We start from the raw sequence: 16,467 nt of genomic DNA, 5'->3' as shown, positions 1-16,467 counted from the left end.
GCCGCCATGATCTCAAAATTCTTCATCGAGCGGCCGGTCCTCTCGAACGTCATCGCACTGCTGATGATCCTGATCGGCGGCGTCGCGCTGTTCAACCTCGCGATCGCGCAATATCCCGACGTGGTGCCGCCGACGGTGCAGGTCACCACGCGCTATCCCGGCGCCAGCGCCAAGACCGTGATCGACACGGTTGCCTTGCCGATCGAGCAACAGGTCAACGGCGTCGAGGACATGCTCTACATGCAGTCCTACAGCGCCTCCGACGGCACCTATACGCTGACCGTGACCTTCAAGATCGGCACCGACCTCAATTTCGCGCAGGTGCTGGTGCAGAACCGCGTCTCCAGCGCGCTGTCCCAACTGCCGTCCTCGGTGCAGAACCAGGGCGTCACCGTCCAGAAGAAATCGACCTCGATCCTTTTGTTCGTGACGCTGACCTCGCCGGACTCCCGGTTCGACAGCCTCTATTTGAGCAACTACGCCACCATCAACATCCGCGACGAGCTTTCGCGTTTGCCCGGCGTCGGCAACGTCACCGTGTTCGGCGCCGGTCAGTATTCGATGCGCATCTGGCTCGACCCGAACAAGCTCCAGGCCCGCGGATTGATGCCGCAGGACGTCATCCAGGCGATCCAGCAGCAGAGCCAGCAGGTCTCGGCCGGCCAGGTCGGCGCGCCGCCGACGCCGCCGGGCCAGGCGTTCCAGTACACGCTCAACGTCAACGGCCGGCTCGACGACACCAGCCAGTTCGACAACATCATCGTCAAGACCGGCACCAGCGGCGACGTCACGCGCGTGCGCGACGTCGGCTCGGTCGAGCTGGGCGCGCAGACCTACAGCCAGATCTTCTCGCTGAACAAGCAGCCCGCCACCGGCATCGGCGTGTTCCAGTCGCCCGGCGCCAATGCGCTTGAGGTCGAGAAGGCCGTCGAGAAGAAGATGGTGGAGATCGCCAAGCGATTCCCCGAAGGCATCAAATACGACACGCCGTTCGACACCACCAAATTCGTCGAGGCCTCGGTGCACGAGGTATATATGACGCTGATCGAGGCCGGCCTGCTGGTGCTGGTCGTGATCCTGGTGTTCTTGCAGGACTGGCGCGCGATGCTGGTGCCGGCGACGACCGTGCCCGTCACCATCATCGGCGCCTTCGCGGCGATGGCGGCGCTCGGCTTCACCATCAACATGTCGACGCTGTTCGCGATCGTGCTGGCGATCGGCATCGTCGTCGACGACGCCATCGTCGTGGTCGAAGGTGCCGCGCACAACATCGAGCAGGGCATGAACGGCCACGACGCCGCGATCAAGGCGATGGACCAGCTGTTCGCGCCGATCGTCGGCATCACCCTGGTGCTGATCTCGGTGTTTCTGCCGGCCTCGTTCCTCGCCGGCCTCACGGGACGCATCTATTCTCAATTCGCGCTGGTGATCGCGGCGACCGCGTTGCTGTCCGCCATCAACGCGGCGACCTTGAAACCGACGCAGTGCGCGCTGTGGCTGCGGCCGACGGTGCCGCCGGAGCAGCGCAACTTCTTCTATCGCGGTTTCAACAACGTCTATAACCGCGTCGAGCGTGGCTATACCCGGCTGATCACCTTCCTGTGCAGGCACGCGACGGTCTCGGTCGCATTCGCGCTGGTGGTGATCGGGCTCAGCGGCTACGGCCTGTCGCGGGTGCCGACCGGCTTCCTGCCGATCGAAGATCAAGGCTATCTGATCGCCGCCATCCAGCTGCCCGACGGCGCCTCGCTCGAGCGGACCCAGAAGGTGCTCGACAGGGCCAGCGGCATCATCAAGGAAACGCCGGGCGTAGCGCAGGTCATCACCATCGCCGGCATCTCCGCGCTCGACAGCAGCGCCAGCCTTGCCAATGCCGGCGTCGCCTACATCATCCTGAAAGACTGGGAGGCGCGCAAGGGCCCCGGCGAGGATTTGCGCTCGCTGGTCTACGGACTGAACGACAAGCTCGCTGTCATCATGGAGGCGCGCACCATCGTGCTGCCGCCACCGCCTATTCAAGGCATCGGCAACGCCGCCGGTTTCTCGATGCAGGTCGAGCTGCGCGACGGCAACAGCGATTTCGCAAAACTCCAGGCGATCACCGGCGCGATGGTCTCCAACGGCCAGAGCCAGAGCGCGCTCCAGCGCGTGCAGTCCTCGTTCCGCTCGTCGGTGCCGCAGTTCGACATCGAGATCGACCGCATCAAGACCCAGACGCTGCATGTGACGACGGATCAGGTGTTCTCGGCGCTGTCGACCTATCTCGGCTCGTCCTATGTCAACCAGTTCAACAAATTCGGCCGCGTGTTCCAGGTCTATACACAAGCCGATCCGGCGTTCCGCATCACCGAGCGCGACATCGCCAACATGCAGGTACGCAACTCGAACGGCGACATGATCCCGATCGGCACTGTCGCCAAGATCACGCCGGCCACCGGCCCGTCGCTGATCAGCCTCTACAACCTCTATCCCTCCTCGACCATCATCGGCCTGCCGGCGCAGGGCTATTCCTCCGGCCAGTCGCTGACGCTGATGGAAGATATTGCGGCAAAGACTCTGCCGCCGGGCACCGGCTTCGAATGGACGGCGATGTCATATCAGGAGAAGGCAGTCAGTAACCAGATCTACTGGGTGTTCGGGCTCGCGATGCTGCTGGTCTACATGGTGTTGGCCGGTCAGTACGAGAGCTGGTACGCGCCGATCTCGGTGATCCTCGCAGTGCCGCTGTCGCTGCTCGGGCCGATGCTGATCCTCTCCGCCCTCAAGATCGACAACAACCTCTATTGCCAGATCGGCCTGATCCTGCTGATCGCGCTGTCGGCCAAGAACGCCATCCTGATCGTCGAGGTCGGGCTCGAGCTGCACGGCCGCGACGGCAAGCCGGTGCTGGAATCCGCGATCGAGGCGGCGCGCGCCCGCTTCCGCCCGATCCTGATGACGTCGTTCGCCTTCATCCTCGGCGTGGTACCGCTGGTGATCGCGACCGGCGCCGGCGCCAGCGCGCGCAAGTCGATCGGCATCACGGTGTTCTCGGGCATGCTGGCCTCGACCTGCCTCGCGGTGCTGTTCGTGCCGGCCTTCTTCGTGGTGGTGCAGCGGTTCGAGAACTGGCGTGCGTCGAAGAAGGCGCCGAAGGCGGTGGCGGTCGCGGCGGAGAAGTCTTAAGCTTTCTCCGCCGGAGCCTGCCGTACCTCGCCGCTCGACACCAGCAACACCGAGACCTTCGACTGCCTGAGCACCGCGTCGGCGACGCCGCCGAAGGAGAGATGATCGCCCTGGATGCGGTCGACGCCCATCACGACGAGATCGACATCGGTGGTGTCGATCTCGCGCAGGATCGCCGCCTCGGGGGCGCGATTGACCCGCAACGTGGTGGTGATGTCGACTTCATAGCGGGCGGCGAGATCGCTGGTGTCCTTCAGGATGCTCTCTTCCTGGCTGAGGCCACGGGAGGCACCACGCTGAGCGCCCTTGTCCCGCGTTGTCGCCACATAGATCACGCGGAGTGAGCCTGATCCCGCCTGGGCCAGCGCCACCGCAACCTCGGCACCGCGCTTGGAGACGCTGCTGCCGGAGACCGGGACAAGGATATTGAGGCCGTCGGGGGCCGCTTGCTTCAAATGCTTGCCCTTGGCTGCCACGATCGCGAGCGGACCTTCGAACTGCCCGGCGATGTCCTCGATCTTCCGATCGAAGCGGTCCTTGGTGGCGACGACGTTGTCGACGCCGACGACGAGCAGATCGAAGCCTTTCTTCGCTTCATCGCCGATGGTCTCGCCAAGCCCGGATTTACGGATCCGCGTCGTGACATCGACGTCGCCGATATCCTCATCGCCATTCGCCGCGACCGCGTCAGCCGCCTTCTTCACCACCGCCTCGTGGCTCTCGTCCTCGTGGCGGCCCTTCTCCTGATCCTTGGCCTTTTTGCCGATATGCAGCACGGTGACCGGCAGGCCGCGCATGCCGGCGATCAGGCCCGCGATATGGGCAGCGAAGGTGGCATTGACGCTTTCGTCGACCGCCAACAAAGGGCGTTCGAGATTGGCGACGAAGCCGCGCTTCTCGAATTCCTCCCGCTCCAGCCGCTCCTTCTCCTCCTTGCTCATCGGCAGCTTTGCCAGCGCCGCGCGCAGCATCGGCGGCATCGCCATCGTGGTCACGATCGCCATGGTGACGATCATCGTGAAAAGGTTCTGGCTGAGCACGCCGATGGACAGGCCGATGGTGGCGATGATCACCTCGGTCGAGCCGCGCGCGTTCATTCCACTGGCCAGCGCCAGGGATTCCCGCGTGCTCAGGCCGCCCACGGTGCCGCCGGCAAAGGCGCCGCCGAACTTGCCGACGCTGGCGATCACGACCAGCAGGCCGGTGAGCATCAGGAGATTGGGATCGCGCAGCACCGACAGGTCTGCGGTCAGGCCCGCGAGGCCGAAGAACACCGGCATGAAGAAGCTCGAGATCAGGCCGCGCAGGCGCTCGTCGATCTGCCGCGTCAAAATCGGCGACTCCCCAACCAGGATGCCGGCGACGAAAGCGCCGAGCACGGTGTGGACGCCGATCAGATGCGTGATCATCGCCATTCCGCACATCAGCAGCAGAATGACGGTGATGACCGCCGCCGCGCTGACGAGATTGTCGTTGGCCCAGCGGATCAGTTGAAACACCAGCCGGCGGCCGATGGTGAAACTGACGGCGAGGAAGGCGAGCGTGCCCAACACGGCCTTCGCCACCGAGGCGATGTCCAGCGTCCCCTGCGACGCCAGGCTGAAGATGACGGCGATGATGATCCAGCCGATGGTGTCGTCGATGACGGCGGTCGCGACTATGATCTGGCCGACGTTGCGGCGCATGAAGTTCATCTCGCGGACGACCACGGCGACGATCTTCACCGACGAAATCGACAGCGCCGTGCCCATGAACAGCGAGGCGACAAGACGGGCTTGCGGGTTCGGCAGCAGCGCATCGGGCAGAAACTCGCCGAGCGCGAAGCCGCAGGCGAAGGGCACCAGGATGCCTGCGATCGAGATTGTGATGGCGGCCTTGCCGACCTTCTTCACCAGCTTGAGGTCGGTCTCCATACCCGTCAGCAGGAGCAGCAGCAGGATGCCGAATTGGGCGATGCCATCGAGCATCGCCTTCTGCTCGGGGGTCTTCGGGAAGATCGCGTGCTGCGCCTCTGGCCAGACCCAGCCGAACAGCGAGGGCCCGAGAATGATGCCCGCAAGCAGCTCGCCGATCACGGAAGGCTGTCCGATGCGCTGCATGATCTCGCCGAGGCCGCGCCCGACCGCGATCAGCAGCACGATCTGCGCCACCAGCAGGAACTCGGACGGACCGGCCGATTTGCCGCCCTCGGCACTCGCCGCGACGGTCGTGAGAACGAGCGCCGCGGGGACGAGCCCGGCCGGCCGGAGCAGGCTCCATTGCATGCAGAAGTCTTCCCCCTTCACCCAGCTCCATGCCGGGGCCACAGCGGATAGAACCCGCAGGAGGTGGAGCGGGTTCCAGGCCTACTCGGCGGGTCGAAACAAGAAATCCGAAAACAACCCCATGCACAGTAGCGCTGGCGTTGAAAAATCTCATAAAATTTCGGCCTTACCGAAATGCCTTGCTCCGTCGGGCAAAACAGGGGTAGAGTGGCATCATCGGCAGGCGTTGGGCGAGGTGCCCGAGCCGCCACCACATCCCCGTCATTGCGAGCGCAGCGAAGCAATCCAGAGTCCCTCCGTGGAAAGATTCTGGATTGCTTCGCTGCGCTCGCAATGACGAGTGGAGAGAGGCCCGGCCTCACCCCCGCTTGTGCCCCGGACGCAGCGCAGCGCCACTTCGGCGATGCGCTGCAGAGCCGGGGCCCATGCGACGCGGGAATTCTTGGCCCTCTGGGTCCCGGCTCTGCGCCGCAACGCTCGCGCGTTGCAGCTTGTCCGGGACACGAAAACTCAAACCGCCGCCGGCGTCCGGATCTCGCGGGGCAGGATGATCGCGGCGGCGATTGCGAGCAGGCAGAGCGCGGCGAAGGCGTGCAGCATGGTGACAAAACCGCCTTGCTCGTAGAGCCAGGCGACCAGGCCGACCGAGGCGCCGGCCGCGGTGAAGCCTATGAAGTAGCGCACCGCATAGGCGCGCGAGCGCCATTCCTCGCTGGTGTATTTGCCGACCATGGCGTCGTTCACCGTGACCTGCCCGAACGCGCCCATGACGATGCCGATCGACACAAGTATCAGCGGCAGATTGGACAGGCTCGCCGCCAGATAGAGGAACGGCGCCAGCATGAAGGACAGCGGCAGCGCCACTGTCTTCAGTGAGTAGCGGTCGAGCAGCCGCCCGATCGTGTACTGCGTCATCGCGCCAAACACGTAGACGCAGGCCGCGATTACGCCGAGCAGCGCCGGGCTCTTGGTGAGATCGGCGAGCCGCTCGGCGAACAGCTTTGGCAGCGCCACGGTGACGGCATTGAAGGTTGTCGAGATCGCGATCACGACGATCAGCAGCGACAGGATCACGCGCCACATGTCTTTCTTCGCCACCCGCGCTTGCGCCGCCGCCTGCTTCGAGCCCTTGCGGTCCTCATGCACGACCATCATCGCGAAAGCGATGCCGATCAGGATGGTGACGATGCCGGGGACGATGAAAGCGAAACGCCAACCGAAATATTGCCCGATCACGCCGGTGACCAGCGCGGAGGAGGCAACGCCGAGATTGCCCCAGACGCCGTTGATGCCCATCGCGCGGCCGAGACTATCGGCATAGGACACGATCATCGCAGTGCCGACGGGGTGGTAGATCGAGGCGAAGATGCCAATCGCGAACAGCGCCGCGCCGAGCTGGGCCGGGGTCTGGACGAAGCCGACCGAGATCATGGAGAGACCGATGCCGACGAAGAAGATCAGCATCATGTGGCGGCGGCTCCAGCGGTCCCCGAGCCAGCCGGTGATCAGCGAGCCGGCACCGAAGGCAACGAATCCCGGCGTCGCGTAAGGCAGAAGTTCCGAATAGGCCATGCCGAGCGCCGGCCCCATGATGATCACCGCGGCGGCAAAAATCAGCATCGCATAATGGTCGATGAAATGGCCTGCGTTGACGAAACTGATGACCCGGCTGGGGCTGTTCATAGGAATCCTCTCCTGCTCCGAAATGAGTTATATGTCGGGCGCATTACGGGATGCTGCCAATGACTGTCTTGGAAACGCCAATCCTCCGGGAGGTCCGGAGCAACCATCGCTCCCCCGCGGGCGTGCACCTGGTCGCGCGTGACTATCCCAAGGGCATGCGGCTCGACCCGCACCTGCACCGCGAGGCGCAGCTGGTCTATGCGGCCAAGGGCACCATGCAGGTGACGACGCCCGGGGGACGCTGGCTGGTGCCGCCGGACCGCGCGGTCTGGGTCCCGGCCGGGCTGGAGCATGCCATCGACCTCCTCGCCGACATCGAGATGCGCACGCTGTATTTCGACCTGTCTTGGCTCAAGCGCGAAAAGCGCTATGAGGGACTGACCAGGGAATTCGTGGTGCGGGTATCGCCGCTGCTCAACCAGGCGATCCTGGCGCTGTTCGATGCCCGCAACACCGAAGAACGCACCGAGCTGCTGGTGCGCCTGGTGATGCTGGAATTGCACCAGGCCGAGGACTCCGCAACCTTCGTGCCACTGCCGCACGAGCCGCGCTGCCGGCGCGCAGCGATGATCGTGCTCGACGATCCCACCGGCCTGCACGACATCGACACGCTGGCGCGCGAGGTCGGGACCTCCGCGCGCACGCTGTCGCGGCTGTTTTCGACGGAAACGCAATTGAGCTTCAAGAGCTGGTGCCAGCGCGCGCGGATCGCAGCGGCGATCCGGCGATTGTCGACCGATGCGAACGTGTCGGTGAAGCAGCTCGCGACCCAGCTCGGCTATGCCAGCGTGCCGGCGTTCTCGGCGGCGTTTCGGCAGGTGACGGGGCGGACACCGACGGAGTTTGCGGGGAAAGTGTAGCGCTATTGCGCGCCGACAATGTTCGCAACATGTCAGATGCGGCTTCGGTTAAGACGGGCCATGTCCGCGTCCCCCGAAAGCGGACGTCAGTGGCAACGACTTGCAGTTCCGCTAAGGGCCCAGTAGGCGACATCTGCTTAACGACCGAATAGCGACCTGCGCACGTTCGCTAGGAACTCGAAATAGCTCATGCCGCTCGATCGAACGACGATCTGCTGGCCGACTCCCACGATGAACAGCATGTAGAGAAGGACGAAAAGCCAATCTCTCGGACGCATCAGTCTGTTCGTCACCGCGTAGTAGATCGAGTAAGCCCCGGTGGGAAACAGCAGACCGGCCGCGGTCGCGAGACCGGGCGTATAGGGGGTCGTACGGTCGAACATCCAGATGCCCGCTGTATGCGCGACCAACTCGAAAATGCCGAGAACCATCGGCACCATTGCCAGGAAGGTGCGGCGGGGAAAGAGAAGCGCCGGAACGAACATCACGACCACGGCGGCCGACAACACGAGGTCGCCGAAATGTGGATCGGTTGCAGTGAAGTTGAGCTTCGCCTGAAGCATCTCCAGGAAACCGCCGGGGAAGCGCTGCTCTTCCATGATGTGCAGGAATACGAAGAAGAACTGCAACCCGACCAGGCGCTGGAGAACCGGCAGCCGGCGCCAGTTGGCGAGCACATAGATCAGCGTCGCAACGGATGCCACGCCCAGAAGATTGAGCACGTTTCCCAAGAGGAATTCGGTCATGCCACGTCCTTAGAATACGGCGTGGCTTGAACTATTTCAACGTCTGCCCGCCATCGACGACGATATTGGTGCCGCTGATGTAGCTCGCCATATCGGACGCGAGGAATAACACCGCCTTGGCGATGTCGTCCGGATAACCGGTACGTCCCAGGGGCATCATTGTGGACATCAGTTGCCCGATCGCGAAATCCTTCACGCCCTCTTCCATCTTCTCCGGCAGCCATGAGGCAAGCATGTGCACGAACGCCCCGGCTTTGAAAAATTTCTGCATTTTCTTGCGCGTCAAGACCGCCTCGCTCGGTATCTCGCCGGCACCAAACGTGCCGTTCTTCAACTTGTCGAGACGGTCTTCGGTCATCGTGGCGCCGGGCGTGACAGCGTTGACGAGGATCTGATGCTCAGCCAGTTCCTTTGCCATGGCCTGCGTGGCGGACCACAACCCGAGCTTGGCCGCGCCGTAGGCCGCCAGAACGCCGGTGGGCTTCAACGCGTCGGTGGACAGCAAATTGATGATGCGACCGCCATTTCCTCTCGCAATCATCGCCTTGGCGGCGAACTGGGCGAGGAAGAACGCGCCCTTGAGATCGGTATCGACCGTTTCGTCCCACGTCTGTTCGCTTATCTCGATGAACAGGCTCATTGGAAAGACGGCAGCGTTGTTAACCAGGATATCCACGTGCCCGAACCGCTCGACTGCTTGGTCGATCACCCTTTGGGAGTCTTTCAGATTTACCAGATCGGCCTGCACGCCGAGCGCTTGCCCTCCGGTCTCGTTGACCACCGCCTCGACCCGCTGGAGCGCCGCGATCCCACGCCCGGTGAGCACGACCGACGCGCCAGCCTGCGCCAGGCGCCGGACGATCGCCTCACCTAAACCGCGGCTTCCGCCGGTGACCACTGCGCAACGGCCCTTGAGCGATAGAAGGCTGTCGAACGACTGAGCTTCGGGAATCGAAACAGTTTGCGTCGCCATAACGAGACTCCTTGCTTCCACGATAGATACTTCAGTTGACGCTCGGCCGGAGCACGCTCTTTTCAAAGAACCACGGCATCAGGATGACGCAAAGCGGATTGAGGATCTGAATGATCAGGAGCGCGGTCGCCGAAAGATAGCCCTTGGCGAACAAGTTGACGCTCCCGAGCAGGATGACGCTAAGCAATGTCCCCGCAAGGATAAGGATTGCTATTCCGCGCGGGCGCATGCTGCCTCGAACAAAACAAGCATGTGCGACCCAAAGAGAGACAGGCAGCAGGATTAGAGCGGCGGTCAGCGCTCCCGGATTGTAAGAGCCGCTCCTGACTGCAACGCCCAAATGCGAAAGACTGTTGGTGAAGTGGATGGCATAGAGGCCCAACCCGACAAAAGGGTGCCGTCTGCTGAGAAGAGCGCAGATCAAGCCCGCGATCCAAATTGCCGGGATGTTGATTGAGATGAAAAGTGCTTCCGGCAACGAGCATCCCGGATAGGGCGGCATTCCCACGGAGGTGCAGAGCAGATCGGGAAAGGCAAATCTGACACCCAGCGCGTCGATCCCATATTCCTCGAGCTGATGGATCATATAGGTGGCCGGAGCCAGCCACGACAGCCAGCCCGGATCATGCCATCGCGACGCGCAGGCTTTCGTTCGAAGCCTGTCGGTAGCGAATAGAAGAAAAAGCAGGATGGCGGCTGCGCAAAGGCCAATCCACGGCCAAGCAAGATCGAGCCAGGTCCAATGCGTCGGTTTCATACGAAATACACTGAAGAAGTTGATGCCACACTACAAGCTTGAGGTTGCCAAATCGCCCCTATGCCGAGTTGGTCCTCGTTGACCTATATCAACCGATGTCCGGAATGGGTCAAAAGCAGAGATCGGGGCAAGCGCCGATTAGCTTCCGGATCGTCACCGACAGCCGACACCGTGTTGGCCGGCGCGCGCGCTCTTCGGCAGGTGGAACGGCGGCCTCACGCTACAATCGTTTTCCGGCACTTGGCTCACCGCAATTCGCTGCACGCTGATGACGGTTTCCGGAAACAACGACCGGACGTCAAACCACCGTGGCGCCAGGCGCGATGCCTGATGCATTTGCCGGTCAGGGAGGCTACCATATGGACCATGACCGACGACAAGACGACCGACAACAAGGTGAAACGACGGCTGACCACCGTCCTGTGCGCTGATGCGTACGGTTACTCTCGTCTCATGGAAGCCGACGAGACGAGCACGCTGGAGGCGCTGCGTCGCTACCGCGCTGCCATTGCAGGATTGGTGGAGCGCCATGACGGCCGGATCGTGAATACCTGGGGCGATGCCGTGATCGCCGAGTTCGCCAGCGTCGTCGAAGCGGTGCAATGTGCGGTCGAGATTCAGCAGGAAGTTTCCAACCAGGATTCGAACCCGCTCAACGCGCCCCCGATGCGGTTTCGCATCGGCATCAATCTTGGGGATGTGATGGTGGACGGGACCGACATCTATGGCGACGGGGTCAATATCGCGGCTCGCCTGCAAGAACTTGCCGAACCCGGCGGCGTCGTGATTTCCGCTTCAGTCTACGATCAGGTGCGCAACAAATTATCTGTCGGCTTCGACTGTCTCGGCCAGCGCCCTATGAAGAACGTCGCCCCCGTGACCAGCTATCGCGTGACCGTGGGCGGCCCAGCCACCCAAGGACGGAGCTTCGCGGTCGACACGAACCGCGCGACCCACGGGGAAGCAGTCGCAGCCTCGGAAACTGACGCTCTACGGAGTCAGGCCAGGCACGAGCCATCTACCTGGATGCACTTCGTCTCGGGTTGGCTGGCGAACCTGCCGCGGCCGGTTGCTGCGGCCCTCACGGTCTCGGGCTTTCTGATTCTGATCAATGTCTTCACGGGCATGCACAAGATCTGGTTCCACTGGCCAGTCGCGGCGTTGCTCTTCGGTGCCATCCTGCGGACTGCGCTCGGGCACAGGCCTGCGTCGGACAGCAACGGGGAGCGCCGAACGGGGCGAGACTGAGACGACGCACGGGGTCTTTGAAGGCTGGCACCGAGCCAGGCGATAGCTACACCGAGCCGTTGTTATTGCCGGTTGATGTTATTGCCGGTTGATGGACAGCAGCGCGAACAGGGCAGAATCGCCCTGAATTTGAGCGGCCTCCCGCGTAATTTCAAACCCCGACGCAATCTCTGTTGCGCCGTCCGAAACGTTCCACTTCCAACGTCCCTGACCGGATTGCGACACGGCGACGTCGAGCAGGCGAACTGGGGATTTGGCCATACCAGCAATATGAGCCTGAGATCCGCAGTTACAAGTGCGCCGTGCGCCGGGATCGCATAGTCTGTCTCGAACGGCTTGTCGGGTGGAACGTTGGAGCTCCTGTTGGTTACGCTTCGGATTCAACATAAAACGACCTATCGTTTCCGCGGATTGGTGAGCCTTTCACCACACCGCTTGATGCTTCGTCCACGCGAAAGTCGCGAACTTCGTCTCGCATCGCAGAACTTGACGATAACGCCGGCAGCGGTGCCGGAATGGGCACATGACGTCTTCGGTAATGCAGTCGCTGTGGCTAATTTCACGACCATGACCGATATGCTCGTTATCGACAGCGTGGTGAATATATCGCTCGACACGGCTGATTGGCCCATTTTCGCCATCGCTGCGTCGGCTATCTCCTACCCATTTCGCTATTCCGCCGACGAATGGACCGACTTGGGAGCACTGACGATCGCGCAATATCCTGATCCAGCCGACCGGCTGCAAAAATGGGCAAGAGGTTTCGTCCGCGGCAGTCCGACCGATACGCTTTCGCTGCTCAAGGACCTGAATGCAGGTGTCGCGCAGCGCATCCAGTATCAGAGCCGCGAAGTCGAGGGCACCCAATCGCCCAACGAGACGCTCGACCGTGGCTGGGGCTCGTGCCGCGACTTCGCGGTGTTGTTCGCGGAAGCTGCCCGCAAGCTCGGCTTCGGTACGCGCATCGTGTCGGGTTATCTGCACGATCCGAACCACGACCGGCTGGGTTCGGCCGAAGCGGGCTCGACCCACGCATGGGCAGAGGTTTTTGTCCCCGGAGCGGGCTGGATCACCTTCGACCCGACCAACCGCAGCGTCGGAGGCAGCAATCTGATCCCCGTTGCGGTCGCGCGCGATATCAGCCAGTGCACGCCGGTATCAGGGAGCTTCTTTGGCAGCAGTGACAGCTTTCTGAGCATGGATGTCGCGGTATCGGTCACCTCATCATCAGAACATGCCGAACCGTCGACGGCATGACCGAAGATAGTCATATCTATCCAAGCGGAAAGAGCGCACAGTCGGTGACGATTTCGTCGCCCGTCGAACGATGATGCCAATCCGGGCGTCATTCTTCGCAGAATTGGCTTGCGGAACTGAGCAGCCATCCGGGTCGCCGTAAAACGCTGCCGGCGCCGAACGCCACTAGCGCAACCACATCACCAAACCAAGACCGCACCGCTCTCTTATCGAAGAGAGAGCGTCGGTTGAATCGCGAATGGCACGGCTTGCGCCGCAGAGGCCAGGGAGAACGAGTGTCGATCGAGCGCGCCATTGTAGAGGCCCGACGCAAGCCGTGGGGAAGCCGCAACTTGCTTCCCTGGAGCGACATCGCAGCCAGTGACGATCCGATCGGCGAATTATGGTTTCGGCGCGCGGACACGACGTCTCCGGAGAGTGTGCTGCTGCTCAAGCTGCTCTTCACGACCGAGCCGCTGTCCATTCAGGTTCATCCCGACGATATTTTCGCCCGATCGATCGGCCTGGCCAATGGCAAGACCGAGGCGTGGTACATTCTTTCGGCTGTGCCTGATGCGCGGGTTGCGATCGGATTGAAGCGTTCGCTCTCGTCGACGGAGCTGCGAACCGCCATTTCCGATGGCTCGATCGTCGACCTTGTCCAGTGGCGTCCGGTTCGCTGCGGTGATGCTATTTTCGTTCCCGCCGGCACTATTCATGCGATCGGCGCGGGGATCGTTCTTGCCGAAATCCAGCAGCACAGCGACGCCACGTTCCGCCTTTTCGACTACGGACGGCAGCGTGAGCTGCATCTCGAAAATGCCGTTGCCGCTGCAAAGGCGGCGCCGGCACCGCGTCAATCGCCTTCGCGAAGACTAAATGAGACGCGAACGGCCCTCGTCACCAGTGCCCATTTTTTCCTTGAACAAATCGATCTTGCCGCCGGCTCGGTCTGGACGCTCGACGCCCAAAATGAGGCGTGGATCGTCTTGATCAAAGGACAAGGCCAGATGGCGGCAGCGACAATGTCCGCCGGTCAGGCCGTCTTTCTCGAGGCAGATCAGCTTAGGATCGAGGTCGGCCCCGAAGGCTTGAGGGCACTCCTCGCCTATCCCGGCCCACACGCAGATTCGGTTGCACTCGTCGAGCAATACCCAGACATGCCCGGGCATCCCCGGCCGAAAACGCAGGAGGTGCAAACGTGGTCGCGCTAAATCGGGTCGCATTCATCGGCAATTCGCTGCCTCGCCGGTGCGGCATAGCGACCTTCACGACGGATCTTCAGCACGCTGTCGCTGCCTCGCGGCCTGATCTGGAGACGGTCGTCGTCGCGATGACCGACCACGGCCAGGTCTATGACTATCCTTCTACGGTTGGATTTCAGATCAACGACGATCAGCCGGAGGACTATATTCGTGCGGCAGAGTTCTTGAACGACGGCCGGTTCGAGGTTGTTTCTCTTCAGCATGAATTCGGCATTTTCGGCGGCGACGCCGGCAGTCACATCCTGGCCCTGCTGTCGCGCCTGAATATGCCGGTCGTGACCACGCTGCATACCGTGCTTGCCGAGCCGACGAAGGTGCAACGCGAAGTCATCGTCCGGATTTCCGAGATATCGTCCAAGATCGTGGTGATGGCCGAAAAGGGCCGCGAGTTGCTCCGAACCGTCTATCAGGTGGCCGACGAAAAGATCGAGGTCATCGCGCACGGAATTCCGGAATTTGCGTTCGTTGAACCGGACGAGGCCAAAGCCAGGCGAGGTTTCAGCGACCGGGCGGTCATTCTGACCTTCGGCCTTCTGTCGCACAACAAGGGCATCGAAGTCATGATCGACGCCATGCCCGCGATCCTGAGAAGCCGTCCGGATGCGGTCTATGTCGTGCTCGGCGCGACCCATCCGAACCTGATACGCGACCAGGGCGAGGCCTATCGCGACAGCCTCGTGGCGCGTGTTCGAAAGCTCGGCATCGACAAGCACGTCGTATTCCTTGACCAGTTCGTCGACCAGCCGACGCTGCTCGATTTCATTTCGATGTGCGATGTCTATGTTACGCCGTATCTCAACGAAGCCCAGATGACCTCGGGCACGCTGGCCTACAGTTTTGGCTTGGGAAAGGCGGTCGTCTCCACACCGTACTGGCACGCGCGCGAATTGCTGGCCGACGGCCGCGGCATCCTGGTTCCGTTTGGAGACGCCGCGGCCATTGGCCATGAAATCGCGAAGCTGCTGACCAATGCGGTGTTGCGGCAGGCGATGCGCAAGCGCGCCTATTCGAGCAGTCGTCCCATGACGTGGGAGCGGACGGCCGAACGTTACGTGTCGACGTTCGATCATGCCGGTCGCAGGCATCGTCTAAAGGCAATCGCGCGCTCGGACACCAGCACGCTGCTGCGCGATAGCCGCGCGCCACCGGAAATGCGCATCGGTCATTTCCTGTCGATGTGCGACGACACCGGATTGTTCCAACACGCCGTACATTGCGTGCCCGATCGCTCCCATGGCTATTGTGTCGACGATAACGCTCGCGCGCTGCTGCTGGCCTGCGCGCTCAACATTCCCGGCGAGGAGCGATTGCCGGAGGTATTGACGGCGCGGTTTGCCGGCTTTGTCCAGCACGCCTGGAATCCCGACACAAAGCGGTTTCGCAATTTCATGGGCTTTAACCGCTGCTGGCTTGAGGATAGCGGCTCGGAAGACAGCCACGGCCGGACCTTATGGGCTCTCGGCGTGTGCGCATTGACCGACGCGAGCCTGTCACGGCGGAAATGGGCTGCGGCGCTGTTCGCCGAGGCTGCGCGGAATGTGGAAGTCTTTCGCTCGCCGCGTGCCTGGGCTTTCGTCCTGCTCGGACTCGACGGCTATTGTGCCGCCGTCCCCGGCGATGCGGACGCTGCGGATCTCCGGCTTCGCCTGGCGGATCGATTGATCGCGATCTTCAATGCGGTCGAGACGCAGGACTGGACCTGGTTCGAACAAGGCCTTGCCTACGATAACGCCCGTTTGTCGCAAGCCCTCATCCTGACCGGCATTGCGACCAAGGATATGGCGACCAAGGATATGGCGACCAAGGGTATGGCGACCAAGAGTGCCGTCTATCTGGACGCCGGCTTGAAATCGCTGCGCTGGCTGGTGAAACAGCAGACTGCCGCGAGCGGTCAATTCCGGCCCGTCGGCACCGCAGGTTTTGGCGAGACGCGCCGGAAGCCGAGGCCGTTCGATCAACAGCCGCTCGAGGCTGCGGCCACCATCGCCGCCTGTCTCGCGGCATGGCGTGCCGACCATGATGTCGAGTGGAAGGCCGAAGCCGCGCGCGTGTTCGCATGGTTCCTCGGCAGCAACGACCTTTCGACGTCCCTGGTCGATCTGGAAACCGGGAGTTGCCGGGACGGCCTGCATCCGGACCGTCCGAATGAGAACCGCGGCGGGGAATCGGTCGTGTCGTATCTGCTCGGCCTCTGCGAAATCAGGCAACTCGCCCGCCTCAGTGAAAGCCGCGTGCAGCCCGCGCCGCTGGTTGCTTGACGGCCTTTGATC

Annotated in this window: 11 protein-coding genes; 6 read left to right on the top strand and 5 right to left on the bottom strand. The window is 62.4% G+C overall.

All coding sequences use genetic code 11. From position 1 onward, the window contains the following. The first annotated feature begins 6 nt into the window (after positions 1-6). Entirely contained in the window at positions 7-3,165 is a 3,159-nt protein-coding gene (locus BMW89_RS00515) for an efflux RND transporter permease subunit (protein ID WP_092021586.1), read from the top strand. On the opposite strand, the gene BMW89_RS00510 is transcribed toward BMW89_RS00515, so the two are convergent. Beyond that, the gene (locus tag BMW89_RS00510) at positions 3,162-5,429 is read right to left on the bottom strand and encodes a cation:proton antiporter domain-containing protein (protein WP_092021584.1); all 2,268 of its coding nucleotides are present in this window, start codon (positions 5,427-5,429) and stop codon (positions 3,162-3,164) included. The two genes, BMW89_RS00515 and BMW89_RS00510, sit on opposite strands and share 4 nt — an antisense overlap. Positions 5,430-5,939: 510 nt before the next feature. Then, positions 5,940-7,112 (bottom strand): MFS transporter, encoded by a 1,173-nt coding sequence (locus tag BMW89_RS00500; protein ID WP_092021580.1) that lies wholly within the window; start codon positions 7,110-7,112, stop codon positions 5,940-5,942. A 59-nt stretch (positions 7,113-7,171) separates the two neighbouring features. Between BMW89_RS00500 and BMW89_RS00495 the strand changes: the two genes are divergently transcribed. After that, positions 7,172-7,972 (top strand): AraC family transcriptional regulator, encoded by an 801-nt coding sequence (locus BMW89_RS00495; protein ID WP_177195749.1) that lies wholly within the window; start codon positions 7,172-7,174, stop codon positions 7,970-7,972. Between the two features lie 137 nt (positions 7,973-8,109). Here BMW89_RS00495 and BMW89_RS00490 read toward each other — a convergent pair whose 3' ends face one another. The 3 genes from BMW89_RS00490 to BMW89_RS00480 are packed head-to-tail and all read right to left on the bottom strand — an operon-like array spanning position 8,110 to position 10,448. Next, entirely contained in the window at positions 8,110-8,718 is a 609-nt protein-coding gene (locus tag BMW89_RS00490) for an HXXEE domain-containing protein (RefSeq protein ID WP_092021576.1), read from the bottom strand. Between the two features lie 31 nt (positions 8,719-8,749). Beyond that, complete coding sequence (locus BMW89_RS00485) at positions 8,750-9,691, bottom strand: SDR family NAD(P)-dependent oxidoreductase (RefSeq protein WP_092021574.1); 942 nt, start codon at positions 9,689-9,691, stop codon at positions 8,750-8,752. A gap of 31 nt (positions 9,692-9,722) precedes the next feature. Next, positions 9,723-10,448: an HXXEE domain-containing protein gene (locus BMW89_RS00480; protein ID WP_092021572.1), complete on the bottom strand. Its 726-nt coding sequence runs from the start codon at positions 10,446-10,448 to the stop codon at positions 9,723-9,725. A 366-nt stretch (positions 10,449-10,814) separates the two neighbouring features. Between BMW89_RS00480 and BMW89_RS00475 the strand changes: the two genes are divergently transcribed. From BMW89_RS00475 to BMW89_RS00455, 4 genes are all read left to right on the top strand, one after another. After that, positions 10,815-11,696 carry an adenylate/guanylate cyclase domain-containing protein gene (locus BMW89_RS00475; RefSeq protein WP_092021570.1) on the top strand — a complete coding sequence of 294 codons (882 nt, stop codon included), beginning with the start codon at positions 10,815-10,817 and terminating at the stop codon, positions 11,694-11,696. 363 nt (positions 11,697-12,059) lie between these two features. Continuing rightward, a complete protein-coding gene (locus tag BMW89_RS00465) occupies positions 12,060-12,953 on the top strand; it encodes a transglutaminase family protein (protein ID WP_092023275.1) in 894 nt (297 codons plus the stop codon). Between the two features lie 275 nt (positions 12,954-13,228). Beyond that, the gene (locus tag BMW89_RS00460) at positions 13,229-14,146 is read left to right on the top strand and encodes a class I mannose-6-phosphate isomerase (RefSeq protein ID WP_092021566.1); all 918 of its coding nucleotides are present in this window, start codon (positions 13,229-13,231) and stop codon (positions 14,144-14,146) included. Then, positions 14,134-16,455, top strand: a complete 2,322-nt coding sequence (locus BMW89_RS00455; protein WP_092021564.1) for a glycosyltransferase family 4 protein — start codon at positions 14,134-14,136, stop codon at positions 16,453-16,455. Before BMW89_RS00460 ends, BMW89_RS00455 begins: the two co-directional genes overlap by 13 nt. Positions 16,456-16,467: the final 12 nt, after the last annotated feature.

Source organism: Bradyrhizobium sp. OK095 (assembly GCF_900109945.1).
GTDB lineage: Bacteria > Pseudomonadota > Alphaproteobacteria > Rhizobiales > Xanthobacteraceae > Bradyrhizobium.
Note: the sequence above shows the minus strand (reverse complement) of the source record. Positions and strands in the feature narration are given on the sequence as shown.